Consider the following 12,498-nt stretch of genomic DNA (forward strand, 5'->3'; position numbering starts at 1 on the left):
TGCAGGCGGTGGTAATGCGCCAGGTCGCCACAGATACACTGAACACTTCGACATGGCAAATGATGTCATGCAGTCGAATGACATCATTTTTGTCCTTACGAGACGGTTAATCAGTTTAAAACTCTTTAGCCATGAGGCTTTGTGTGACAGAACCGGATTCATTGTGAATTAACAAAGAAAGCAACATCATTGTTAAACACAGAATCTAAGGCAAAGTGAAACACGGATGATGTTTAATGCTCTGGTCAGTCCAGTTAAGCTGTAAGCCAAGCGCAGGATTATACAAAAGCTAGTTAAACGGTGGTTAAACGCTTCGTTTGTAGCGATGAGACATGGCGATAACTCAATTTATTAGGCGAACTGTTTTATACCGCGTTCAGGATAGCGTTTTCATGCTGCTCGACGGGGTCTGAGTCGCAGCGGGTTTGCGAACCCGCCTGAGACCTGGGTTATCGGTGTGAGCATTGTCATGCGCAAGGCGTCGGATGATTCTCTTTTCAAACCTGGCTGGCAGTGCAGACGAGCCCCCTTGTTTTAATTGTGGTCGTGCTAACGCCTGTACTGTCGCGCCTGAGTGCCGGTAAACGTGACAGTTCATCAGCTAGGCCGTCGAGGGAAATATCGGTGTGACGGGTGAAGTGTTCACTGTCATAAGCACTTTTTTTAGATATGTATGACGGTGTTAATTCTGGCCGTATTGTCAAAAGTATTCCGATTGAAAAATATTCATATAGTCTCTGCCTTAACACCGCGAAGATTTATGACAATTTAAAACTTGCCAGTATACCCCTAATTAAAATGCAAGGTGGGAAGAGCGACAAGCAGGCTGATACCGTACTTAGATTGAATGAATGGCTAAGAAATGATAGCGAAAGCAGATTTTTATCATATATCCATCGCTTATTCCACTCTATGGAGGTAGTGAGTTTTTTGTGGAGGAGTAAATAAAACTGAGTATGAAGAAGTAGAAAACATATTAGTAACAACGATCGGTTAAGTTAGTTTAATAGTTATTAACGATGATATTTAACGTATTGATCGACTTTAACGAATAAAGTATTTGGTGTACTATATAAATATTGTAGATTAAGAACTTTAATTAATTCTACACAGCAGTGCCAGATATCTTTTCATCTATCATTGGCTGTGTTTTTAATACTTTGGGTTTAAACTCTTGGTGAAGACTCCTCAGGAAAAGAGGTTATATGTCTGCGTCTAAAAGGATTTACTGGCCCCAGAATGATCATTTATTTGGCGGCGGTGTTATTGAGCTAAATCAGAGTGTTATGCGGGAAGATCTCACATTTATTAATCTTAATGAGTCAACGCTCAGCCTGTTTCTCAGAGCTATACCACTTTCTGATGACAGGAAATACGTCATTATCTGCTCTCGCCGACTGATGTCTATCGCTAAATATCTTCTCAAAAGATATCAAAATGTCTTTGCGGTCTTTGAGTCGAGCATAAAAATGGAGATTATAAGCCGTATCATTACCACCTCTCCACAAAATGAAAAAATATTGGAAACGCATTCAGAGCAGCCGCCGCTCACTGAGCATGAGTTTCTAATACTGCGGCTTATGTCAAATGGTATGGATACTAGATCTATTGCCCTTCTTTATAATTTAAAACCGCCCGTGATTTATTCATTCGAAGAAAAACTGTACAAGAAATTGGTTTTTGAGCAGTCGGGAATCCCTTTAGCACCTTCGCTTCTATCCCGCTTACGACCCAGCCAACAAAACGCCCGCTAATTATCTTATTATGGAAAACCGGATAACCTTGGCAGCTATTTTTATTAACCCGCCTTATCAGGTTATCTTTCAGATGTCACTGTTATCGAAAATTGTGCCTCTGATGTTGATACAGGCGCTGATCTTGGGCTGAGGAGGGGAGCGAAGTATTCGCATCGCAATCTGTTCGTGTCGAAGATATAGCTATGTTTCGCTCTTCAGTTACAGTAGCTCGACAGCCTTATAGGGTTCGCTCGTCAATAACCGGTTCATCAGCGCCTCTTAGACTTGGCGAATCCCGCTCTTCAATCCATCTTAAATTACTCGCAAATGATGTATCTGTCCGTGGTGACGCACTCTGGTATTTTTCGTCTACGATTAATAACGAGGTTATCACCCGTTCATTTAAGGAGGATATACCGTGTTTTTTCACGACGATGAATCAGGTCAAACCCTTATTGGTGAAGCGGCTTTGAGTCTTGCTCTGAGTGATAAGGACATCAGTGTCGATACACTCCTTGCACAGCTCAGGCTGTTTGCCGAAAATGAAATCAGCGACCTCCGGCTTATACAAATATCCGATGCCACTCACTGGCTCAGGTGTTTCAGACAGCCGGGTCAGAGAAACCCGCCAGCGCTTTACTGGCTGGCAGGCAATGATGATGACGGTGAGGGAAAACACGCTGGAGACGTGGTCCGGCTCCGGCCGGAAAACGACGATGACAGATAACCTTTATATCGGATGCGCTTCCGGGCGCGCCGGCCGGAGATTTATGTCAGGGATGACGCTTTCCTCTCTACAAACACGCTTTCTGCTCGTCTAAACCTCTTATTTTTGCACCTTTGCGTACCACTCATTCCTTCAGGCCAACGTGATCTTCATCGGCTATGCCTTTTCCGGTTGAAACGATTAACTAACATTATATCTGTACAAAAATTATTTTCTTGTATAACTTTATCGTTATTATGTTGCGCTCAACGTTTAACCAAAGAAGAGGTATCTATGCATCATACCGGCTCCCTGGCAGTGACTGACCGTAAGATTGCCGATTATGTCAGTGACGCAGTGCTTCCATCCCAGCAGGAAATCCTGGGAAATATTGTGGTCGAGATTATCCAGGCAGGAAAACATCTCAACCGTAAGGCGATTTGCACCAGACTGTTAAGAGGTCAGGAGCTGGCCACGACCGGAAAGGAGAAGCAGCGCTATCAGACGCTGATTGGCATGCTGTTTGAGCAGTAAGCCCTGCACGTACTCTCTGATCGGGCCGTTAACCCTCATTTTGCCAGAGGTGCATGCAGATTAATGGTCATACCTTATCTCACCGCTCGATCGCGGCCGCCATATGGGCTTAATACGTTCGCGCTGAGAAACACTGAGAAGCGGTCTTACTCAAGATCGCATCCGTTTCAGACGTTAATGGCGAAAGGCCAAATGATCTCAGTTATCCTGTGCATGGGTACTTTATACCCACCGGTCTTAAACGGTATTGATGATGCTACCGCAGCAGCCGGCCTCTTTGTATTGCGCGGCGTTAAAGGGCGACAGAAATCCGGCTATTTCCTGACGTGAGTGGTGAAAAAGCCTCACGATTTCCTGAACGGCGCTGCCGCTCAGATCTTTGCGCCAGGCCAGGCTTAAAGGAGAGGGAGCGCGCATGGTAGGGATAGTACGGCTTAATAATACCCCTTGGGCAATCAACGGCTGGCACAGTGCCGCTGGCAAAAAACCGATGCCGATGCCCGCAAGATGGGCGGCAATTTTAGTTTCCAAATCAGGCACCAGAATCTCTTTTTGGCCTGACAGCCGCCAGGCCACCCGCCGGGTCAGTTTTCTGGCACTATCTTCAACGTTAATCGCAGGATACTGACGTAAATGGCTTTCGGTCAGCGGGTCAGCATGCTGTCGTAAAGGGTGATCTGCGGCCATTACAAACAGCCATTCCACTTCACCCAGCGGTGCGATGGCGATGGTTTCGGCCAGCGATTCAGTGCCGGTTACACCGATCGCCAGTGAAAAATCGTCGTGCAGCATCGCATCCCATACCCCCATAAAGATCTGCCGTGAAAAATTGAACTGTGTAACCGGATAGCGGTGGGTCAGCCAGGCAAGCAGCTGCGTGACAGCCGCAGAGCTGTAAACCAGATTATTGACCACGATATTCACCTGGCGCTCGACGCCGTCATTAATCTGTCGCAGCTTCCCGGGCATGCTGTCTATCCAGCTCAGCCATTCACGCGCCTGTTCAAGTAAATGCATGCCTGCCGGAGTCAGGGAGACGCTGCGGGTGGTGCGTTGCAGTAGTGCCACGCCGGTATTCTCTTCCAGCAGCTTAATCCGATAGCTGATGGTTGCTGTGGTTTTACAAAGCTTATCGGCTGCTTTTGAGAAGCTAGCGGTTTCAGCAACGACGATGAAGGTGCGTAGAATTTCAGGATCCAGCATGCAGGGCAACTCCTATCACCTAAGATGTCCTTATAGGGTTTTCAATTTTTTTCATAATACGGTTTGTATAACTGTGGGTTCAATCTTGTTTTGGAAAAATATTTCAATTTTATCTTGCCGATGTTTTTTGATGCTTCTAGATTAGCACTCATGCACTTTGTTATTTACATGTAATCATATAATAAAGGTATTGTTAAATGTCTTGTGCCATTAAAATCAATGTGTTACCTCTTAATCGGACAGCATTTAGCCCCTATGGAGACGTTATTGAAACCGCCGGGAACGATTATTTTTACATCAATGATGGCACCGTTGAACGTTACCATGATCTTGCGAAGGTAGATATTCTCAAGCAGGACCGGGCGCTTATCAGCATCAATCGGGCGCAACCGGTGAAGCTACCGCTCGTTTTTTCCAGGCTGGAGCGCCATCCATTGGGTAGCCAGGCTTTTATTCCAATGAATGGTGAGCCCTTTGTGGTAATTGTTGCCACTGGGGATACCGAACCTGATCTGGATACGCTGCGCGCGTTTATCTCCAATGGCCATCAGGGAGTAAATTATCACCGTAACATATGGCACCACCCGATTTTCGGCTGGCAAAAACAAATTGATTTTCTCACCGTTGATCGCGCCGGTCAGGATAATTGTGACGTGATGTCGATTTCTGACTGTGAGCTGTACTTTGCGTAAGGTAGCAGATGACGCTGTAGATTATCTTGCATAAGATGTGGGCATGAAGCTTATACATTTGCTCACATTTTGAGCTGGAGATAATCAGGGTATGACGGAAGTAAGACGGAGAGGCCGACCGGGAAGAGCGGCTCCGGTGGCGGTAAAAGGAGCGCAGGCGCTGGAGCGCGGGATTGCCATCTTGCAATACCTTGAAAAAAGCGGTGGTAGCTCGTCGGTCAGTGATATTGCGCTGAGCCTGGCGCTACCTGTATCCACGACTTTTCGTTTACTTAAGGCGTTGGAAAATGCCGATTTTGTAAACCAGGACAGCCAGTTAGGCTGGTGGCATATTGGATTGGGTGCATTTAATATTGGCTCGGCCTATATCCATAATCGGGATGTGTTATCAGTTGCGGGGCCTTTTATGCGTCGGCTGATGCTGATGTCTGGCGAAACGGTCAATGTGGCAATACGTAACCGTAATGAAGCGGTGCTGATTGGACAGCTGGAGTGTCAATCGATGATCCGAATGTGTGCTCCGCTGGGCAGTCGTCTGCCACTGCATGCTTCAGGTGCCGGCAAGTCGCTGCTCTATCCGTTGCCCGATGAGGAGCTGGTCGAGGTTATCGTTAATACCGGTCTTCAGCGTTTCACGTCCACCACTGTCGTCGATCTGCCCGCGCTGCAAAAAGACCTGAAAGAATCCAGGATGCGTGGCTACAGTATCGATCATGAGGAGCACATAACCGGCCTGAATTGCATTGCCTCTGCGATTTATGACGATGTGGGTACAGTAGTCGCTGCTATTTCTATCTCTGGTCCTGCTTCCAGGTTGACCCCGGACAGGTTTGTCAGCCAGGGCGAGCTTATGCATAGCACTGCACAGGATATCAGTACGGCCCTGGGGCTGAGAAAGCCAGCGCAATAGGCAACTGCCCGCTCGCAGGAGCGGGAGTTTTTTAGACTTTTCTATTGTTGGAAATATTTTCCAATAAACTAAGAAGGAAGTCATAATGGCAAGAATGAGAGCCGTGGATGCGGCTGTATATATTCTGGAAAAAGAGGGTGTGACTGCCGCTTTTGGCGTGCCTGGCGCGGCAATCAATCCGTTTTATTCCGCTATGCGTAAGCAGGGTGGCATCCGCCATGTTTTAGCCCGTCATGTTGAAGGCGCTTCGCATATGGCTGAAGGCTATACGCGAACTGCTGCCGGTAACATCGGCGTGTGTATTGGTACTTCCGGGCCGGCAGGAACCGATATGATCACCGGGCTTTACTCCGCCTCTGCCGATTCAATCCCTATTTTATGCATCACTGGGCAGGCCCCGCGGGCGCGCCTGTATAAAGAAGATTTTCAGGCGGTAGATATCGAATCCATCGCCAAACCGGTGACCAAAATGGCCGTTACCGTGCGTGAACCGGCGCTGGTGCCGGGTGTGTTTCAGCAAGCGTTCCACGTCATGCGATCCGGGCGTCCGGGACCGGTATTGATTGATCTCCCTTTTGACGTTCAGGTCGCTGAAATTGAATTTGATCCTGAGCTCTATGCGCCGTTACCCGCGTTTAAACCGGCAGCCACCCAGGCACAGATTGAAAAAGCTCTGACTATGTTGCTCCAGGCTGAGCGGCCAGTGATCGTCGCCGGCGGCGGTATTATTAATGCTGATGCTTCTACACTACTGCAAAAATTTGCTGAGATTACGCAGGTGCCGGTGATCCCAACCCTGATGGGCTGGGGGTGTATCCCTGACGACCATGAGTTGATGGCAGGCATGGTTGGCTTACAGACTGCCCATCGTTACGGCAACGCCACGCTGTTGGCTTCAGATTTGGTTTTCGGCATCGGTAATCGTTTTGCTAACCGCCATACAGGGTCGGTGGAGAAATATACGCAGGGGCGAAAAATTATCCATATTGATATCGAAGCGACGCAGATCGGCCGGGTGATCAGTCCGGATCTGGGCATCGTATCCGACGCTAAAGCGGCATTAACGTTGCTGGTTGACACCGCGCAGCGTATGCAGTCTGAAGGACGTTTGCCCTGCCGGGAGGCCTGGCTAACCGCCTGCCAGCAGCGCAAGCATACCTTACTACGTAAAACCCATTTCAATGAACAGCCGGTCAAGCCGCAGCGGGTTTACGAAGAGATGAACAAAGCATTTGGGCGCGATGTTTGCTATGTCTCAACCATCGGCTTGTCACAAATTGCCGCTGCGCAAATGCTGCACATATTCCACGATCGTCACTGGATTAACTGTGGTCAGGCAGGTCCACTGGGCTGGACAATCCCGGCTGCTCTCGGCGTCTGCATCGCCGATCCTGCGCGTAAGGTCGTCGCGATCTCCGGCGACTACGACTTCCAGTTTATGATCGAAGAGCTGGCGGTGGGTGCGCAGTTCAATATTCCTTACCTCCACGTGCTGGTAAACAATGCTTACCTCGGCCTTATCCGTCAGTCGCAGCGGGCGTTCGAGATGGATTACTGCGTACAGCTGGCGTTTGAAAATATCAACAGTAGCGACATCAATGGTTACGGTGTTGATCATGTGAAAGTCATTGAGGGACTTGGCTGTAAAGCGATCCGGGTGTTTAAACCGCAGGATATTGCGCCAGCGTTTGAACAGGCTCAGGCATGGATGAAACAGTACCGTGTTCCAGTGGTGGTGGAAATTATCCTCGAAAGAGTGACTAACATCTCGATGGGCACTGAGCTGGATAACGTCACAGAGTTTGAAGAAACCACCGAGAATGCGCAGGACGCGCCAACCGAAACCTGTTTCATGAAGTATTCATCAGTGAGGTGAAATATGTTGCGTTTTTCAGCCAATCTTTCGATGTTGTTTCAGGAGTACGACTTTCTTGATCGCTTTGACAGGGCCGCAGCCAGCGGCTTTCGCGGCGTGGAGTTTATGTTTCCCTATGACTATGAAATAGACGTTTTAAAACAAACAATCAGCGCCAGTGGTGTTGAGCATACTCTGCATAATTTACCCGCCGGTGACTGGGCCGACGGCGAGCGCGGCGTGGCCTGTATTCCCGGCCGTGAGCAGGAGTTTCGCCAGGGCGTCAGCGAGGCGCTGCGCTATGCAAAAGCGCTGGGTAATCACAAAATTAACTGCCTTGTGGGCAAAACACCGTCCGGATTCAGCGCGCATCAAATCCATTCAACTCTGGTGGAAAATCTGCGTTATGCAGCATGCGAACTGGCAAAAGAGAACATTTTGCTGTTGATCGAGCCGATAAATACCTTCGATATGCCTGGTTTCCATCTCTGCGGTACCCGGCAGGCGCTGTCGCTGATTGAGGACGTTGGCAGTGAAAATCTTAAGATTCAGTACGATATTTACCACATGCAGCGCATGGAAGGTGAGTTGACGCAAACCATGCAAACCTACGCCAGCAGTATCGGTCATTTGCAGGTGGCGGATAATCCTAAGCGCGGTGAACCAGGCAGTGGCGAAATTAATTACGACTTCCTGTTCAGGATTATTGCGCAATCAGATTATGACGGCTGGGTGGGTTGCGAATATAAACCGCTGGCAACCACTGACGCAGGTTTGCAATGGCTTAATCGCTATCGTTAATTTTCAGACATTATTGGGCATTAATTTTTTCCGCCTGGTGTGACGGGAATTTATTGCCTGAAAAATCCCTCAATAGCAGGCGGATACAGGAAGAACATGATGGAACCTGAATTTATTGAACCTGACATTTGTGGCGTCCCGGTGGCGCAGCGGCGGGCTCAAGCGAGACATGAATTACAGGTAACCTCTGGCGATGCAATGCCTGCTGCGTTACTTTCACGTGGGGGATAAATCGTTTGGAACGGCAGAGCAGGTTGCCGGTCTGTCTGGCATTATTTTTACACAGTTCCCGACAGCGTGCCAGCCGTGATGTGGCCACTGTAGCCCGCGGGAGGAGGATAGCGTCCTTTATCAGTCTGGGCCTATTCATGTAAAGGTGATAAGGGTAAATCACAATATTGGCCGATTGAAAAATAGTTAAATACTATGCATCGGAATTCATTGTCTGGTTATAGTATTTTGTCTGTGGCAGATGAATTTGGCGACGATAATGTTACGAGAAGAATATCGCTGGCATTAGATTTGCGAGCGTTTTTTTAATGTTGTCAATTATAATTCCTAATGGAAGAGTGCTTTTTATAAAATTATAAAAATAAGTAATATTAATTGTTCCTCATGGCTAAATCTGTAGAAACGTAATCCGATACGTGTGAAGAGGGTTTTATGGAACAACATAGAGCGTTATATCGTCAACGAGGCTATAGTGAGGATCTATTACCAAAGGATGCATCGCAACGAAACTGGAAAACGTTTAATTACTTCACGTTATGGATGGGTTCAGTACATAACGTTCCAAATTATGTGATGGTCGGTGGTTTTTTTATTCTTGGATTATCCAGTCTGAGCATTGTTATGGCCATTGTAATGAGCGCCTTTGTTATCGCACTGGTGATGATATTAAATGGTGCGGCGGGAAGTAAATATGGCGTCCCATTTTCTATGTTGCTGCGTGCATCTTATGGAGTAGGGGGGGCATTGCTACCAGGAATTTTGAGAGGTGGCATTGCCGCAATTATGTGGTTTGGGCTGCAGTGCTACGCAGGCTCGCTTGCATTCTTAGTCTTGCTGGGAAAAGTGTGGCCTGCTTTTTTGACCCTCGGAGGCGATTTCAAACTGCTGGGCCTGTCACTGCCAGAATTCATTGCCTTTGTCATCTTTTGGATGTTAAACGTCTTAATAGGACTGGGTGGCGGAAAAGTTTTAAATAAATTTACGGCTATTCTCAATCCCTGTATTTATATCGTCTTTGGCGGCATGGCTGTTTGGGCCATTTCGCTGGTAGGTATCGGGCCGATCTTTGATTATTTGCCTAAAGGTGTAAATAAAGTTCACCACGATGGCTTCCTGTTTCTGATCGTGATGAACGCGGTGGTGGCTGTTTGGGCAGCGCCAGCGGTGAACGCTGCTGACTTTACACAAAACGCTCATTCTTTCCGTAGTCTGGCACTGGGACAAACGCTGGGTTTGCTGGTGGCTTACGTGCTGTTTGCCGTGGCAGGCGTCTGTATTATCGCCGGAGCCAGCATTCATTTCGGCGCAGATACCTGGAACGTGCTTGATATTGTACAGAAATGGGACAGCATGTTTGCGACCATTTTCGCCATAGTGGTCATTCTGATGACCACCATCTCAACGAATGCGGCTGGTAATATTATTCCTGCTGGCTATCAAATCGCGGCGCTTGCTCCCAGTAAACTCAACTATAAAATTGGCATAATCATTGCCAGTATCATTAGCCTATTAATTTGCCCATGGAAGCTGATGGAGGACCAGCACAGTATCTATCTCTTCCTTGATATTATTGGCGGGATATTAGGTCCGGTAATCGGAGTGATGATGGCGCACTATTTTATTGTGCTGCGCTGCCAGATTGATCTCGATGAACTTTATACCGAAATGCATTGTAAGAAGCATCGCCATAATGCCTTTAACGCAACGGCTTTTTCCGTCACGGTGGTTGCAGTCATCGTTTCTATCAGCGGGAATTTTATTCCTCAGCTTGAATTCTTAAGTCGCATATCCTGGTTTGTTGGGAGTATTTTTGCTTTCTGCGCCTATGCAATCCTGAAGAGAAAAAACCTCTACTTAGTACGGCTAGCTCTGGAGCAACAAACCGAAGTTATTAATTCTACAAAATGATGTTTTATCTCAAGTATGAGGATAAAGAACTCCGCAATCACTCTGGAGAATCACTATGTCGTTTGATTTGATTATCAAAAATGGCACCGTCATTTTAGAAAATGAAGCCCGGATTATCGATATTGCCATTAACGCCGGGAAAATAGTGGCAATTGGCGAAAACTTAGGGAAGGCGCATAAAGTTATGGATGCGAATGGGATGATTATTGCGCCGGGAATGGTGGATTCGCATACCCATATTTCCGAGCCGGGTCGAACACACTGGGAGGGTTACGCTACCGCAACACGTGCTGCGGCGAGAGGGGGTATCACCACCATGATAGAAATGCCGCTAAACCAGCTGCCTGCAACCGTTGACCGTAAAACGGTGGCGCTTAAATTCGATGCAGCAAAAGGAAAACTTTCGGTCGATGTTGGCATGTACGGGGGGCTGGTGCCTTATAACCTGGATCGACTGCATGAACTGGATGAAGCCGGTGTGATTGGCTTCAAGTGCTTTGTGGCAACCTGTGGCGATCGCGGTATCGATAATGATTTTCGCGAAGTCAATGACTGGCAATTTTATGAAGGGGCCCGGCAGCTGGCTGAAAAAGATCATATTCTGCTGGTCCACTGTGAAAATGCGCTGATTTGCGATGGTTTAGGTGATAAAGCACGGGAGGAAGGGCGTTTAACGGCCCATGATTATGTCGCATCCCGGCCGGTGTTTACCGAAGTTGAAGCCATTCGTCGGGTGATTTACCTCGCTAAAGTCGCCGGCTGCAGGCTGCATATTTGCCACGTCAGCAGCCCGGAAGGTGTTGATGAAGTCACGCGTGCCCGTCGTGAAGGTCAGGCGGTAACCTGTGAATCCTGCCCGCATTATTTCCTGATGGACACCGACCGCTTTGCAGAAATTGGCACGCTGGCGAAATGCTCGCCGCCGATCCGTGATGCAAAAAATCAGCAGGGTCTGTGGGACAAACTGTTTAAGGGTGAAATTGATTGCATTGTCTCCGACCATTCGCCCTGCCCACCGGAAATGAAAGAGGGTGACATCATGCAAGCATGGGGCGGTATTGCTGGCCTGCAAAGTAGCATGGATATGATGTTTGACGCAGCGGTTCAAAAACGGGGCATGCCGCTGGCGCAGTTTGCCAGGCTGATGTCAACTAACGCTGCGGATATATTTGGCCTGCAGCAGAAGGGTCGGATTGCGCCCGGAAAAGATGCCGACCTGGTCTTTATTCAGCCTGACAGTCACTATGTGCTGAAAGCCGAAGATCTGGAGTATCGCCATAAAGTCAGCCCTTACATTGGCTGGAGCATCGGGGCGCGTATTGTCAGAACAGTGCTGCGTGGCGAAGTCATTTATGATTCTGAGCAGGGTTTTGCACCGACCCCGACGGGCAAGTTTATTATCAAAAGTCAGCCACAGTAATTTCCCTCTGCGTCCATCACCCGACGGGCGTTTTTTCTCGTCTGAAGGTATAGCAAATAAAGTATCAGATAGGGATGACCGTTATTGCCGGCACGTTAGGTGATGGGGCCGGGAGTGTTCATTATCACAACTGCGACGGAATGTTCAGCATCTGGCGTGCTGGACAGCATCGCGCACGATCGTTGTCTGTTCTGTTGTCAGCACCCTTAAAATCCGTCAGCGTCCGGGTGCCTGAGGCAATTAAAAATCCACGGTTTCCACCGTGGCAAGTCCAGCATAACTAGAGATTAACCGGAGTTTCAGGCGCTCCGGTTTTAAGGTACAGCCTGAATTAAGAGTTGAATTACTATTTTTACGATGTTAATTATCTTTTTTTGAATAGATGGCTATTGTCTATATGAACTACAGAAGATGATAAAGCAGAAAAACCAATCACAGCCACTTCATTGTAGCTTTGAGAATTCTGGCTTAATCTATCCAGTAAATATTATAGAGAAGCAAA

At 47.9% G+C, this 12,498-nt stretch carries 11 protein-coding genes; 10 read left to right on the forward strand and 1 reads right to left on the reverse strand.

The window, feature by feature from the left end:
* Positions 1-1,205: 1,205 nt before the first annotated feature.
* From BM191_RS04415 to ycgZ, 3 genes are all read left to right on the forward strand, one after another.
* Positions 1,206-1,754, forward strand: coding sequence for a hypothetical protein (locus tag BM191_RS04415; protein ID WP_092875554.1), 549 nt, complete (start codon positions 1,206-1,208; stop codon positions 1,752-1,754).
* 524 nt (positions 1,755-2,278) lie between these two features.
* Entirely contained in the window at positions 2,279-2,557 is a 279-nt protein-coding gene (locus BM191_RS16735; protein ID WP_177203289.1) for a hypothetical protein, read from the forward strand.
* Between the two features lie 179 nt (positions 2,558-2,736).
* Entirely contained in the window at positions 2,737-2,976 is a 240-nt protein-coding gene (gene ycgZ / locus BM191_RS04425) for a regulatory protein YcgZ (RefSeq protein WP_092875558.1), read from the forward strand.
* Between the two features lie 237 nt (positions 2,977-3,213).
* Here ycgZ and allS read toward each other — a convergent pair whose 3' ends face one another.
* Positions 3,214-4,179 carry an HTH-type transcriptional activator AllS gene (gene allS, locus BM191_RS04430; protein WP_092875560.1) on the reverse strand — a complete coding sequence of 322 codons (966 nt, stop codon included), beginning with the start codon at positions 4,177-4,179 and terminating at the stop codon, positions 3,214-3,216.
* Positions 4,180-4,388: 209 nt separating this feature from the next.
* Here allS and allA point away from each other — a divergent pair, with 209 nt between their 5' ends.
* From allA to allB, 7 genes are all read left to right on the forward strand, one after another.
* Complete coding sequence (gene allA / locus BM191_RS04435; protein WP_092876157.1) at positions 4,389-4,871, forward strand: ureidoglycolate lyase; 483 nt, start codon at positions 4,389-4,391, stop codon at positions 4,869-4,871.
* A gap of 91 nt (positions 4,872-4,962) precedes the next feature.
* The gene (allR, locus tag BM191_RS04440; RefSeq protein ID WP_092875562.1) at positions 4,963-5,781 is read left to right on the forward strand and encodes an HTH-type transcriptional repressor AllR; all 819 of its coding nucleotides are present in this window, start codon (positions 4,963-4,965) and stop codon (positions 5,779-5,781) included.
* Positions 5,782-5,866: 85 nt separating this feature from the next.
* Positions 5,867-7,657: a glyoxylate carboligase gene (gcl, locus tag BM191_RS04445; protein ID WP_092875564.1), complete on the forward strand. Its 1,791-nt coding sequence runs from the start codon at positions 5,867-5,869 to the stop codon at positions 7,655-7,657.
* Between the two features lie 3 nt (positions 7,658-7,660).
* Entirely contained in the window at positions 7,661-8,437 is a 777-nt protein-coding gene (gene hyi, locus BM191_RS04450) for a hydroxypyruvate isomerase (protein WP_092875566.1), read from the forward strand.
* 96 nt (positions 8,438-8,533) lie between these two features.
* The gene (locus BM191_RS17370) at positions 8,534-8,668 is read left to right on the forward strand and encodes a hypothetical protein (protein ID WP_269017618.1); all 135 of its coding nucleotides are present in this window, start codon (positions 8,534-8,536) and stop codon (positions 8,666-8,668) included.
* A gap of 432 nt (positions 8,669-9,100) precedes the next feature.
* Positions 9,101-10,576 (forward strand): allantoin transporter, encoded by a 1,476-nt coding sequence (locus BM191_RS04455; RefSeq protein WP_092875568.1) that lies wholly within the window; start codon positions 9,101-9,103, stop codon positions 10,574-10,576.
* 55 nt (positions 10,577-10,631) lie between these two features.
* Positions 10,632-11,996 carry an allantoinase AllB gene (gene allB, locus BM191_RS04460; RefSeq protein ID WP_092875570.1) on the forward strand — a complete coding sequence of 455 codons (1,365 nt, stop codon included), beginning with the start codon at positions 10,632-10,634 and terminating at the stop codon, positions 11,994-11,996.
* Positions 11,997-12,498 lie beyond the last annotated feature (502 nt).

It is taken from the genome of Izhakiella capsodis, from assembly GCF_900115045.1.
In the GTDB taxonomy this organism is placed as follows: Bacteria; Pseudomonadota; Gammaproteobacteria; order Enterobacterales; family Enterobacteriaceae; genus Izhakiella; species Izhakiella capsodis.

Coding starts and splice junctions, on each gene's coding strand:
- BM191_RS04415 (WP_092875554.1), top strand. CDS start 1,206: ATGTCTGCGTCTAAAAGGATTTACTGGCCCCAGAATGATCATTTATTT.
- BM191_RS16735 (WP_177203289.1), top strand. CDS start 2,279: ATGAAATCAGCGACCTCCGGCTTATACAAATATCCGATGCCACTCACT.
- ycgZ (WP_092875558.1), top strand. CDS start 2,737: ATGCATCATACCGGCTCCCTGGCAGTGACTGACCGTAAGATTGCCGAT.
- allS (WP_092875560.1), bottom strand. CDS start 4,179: ATGCTGGATCCTGAAATTCTACGCACCTTCATCGTCGTTGCTGAAACC.
- allR (WP_092875562.1), top strand. CDS start 4,963: ATGACGGAAGTAAGACGGAGAGGCCGACCGGGAAGAGCGGCTCCGGTG.
- gcl (WP_092875564.1), top strand. CDS start 5,867: ATGGCAAGAATGAGAGCCGTGGATGCGGCTGTATATATTCTGGAAAAA.
- hyi (WP_092875566.1), top strand. CDS start 7,661: ATGTTGCGTTTTTCAGCCAATCTTTCGATGTTGTTTCAGGAGTACGAC.
- BM191_RS17370 (WP_269017618.1), top strand. CDS start 8,534: ATGATGGAACCTGAATTTATTGAACCTGACATTTGTGGCGTCCCGGTG.
- BM191_RS04455 (WP_092875568.1), top strand. CDS start 9,101: ATGGAACAACATAGAGCGTTATATCGTCAACGAGGCTATAGTGAGGAT.
- allB (WP_092875570.1), top strand. CDS start 10,632: ATGTCGTTTGATTTGATTATCAAAAATGGCACCGTCATTTTAGAAAAT.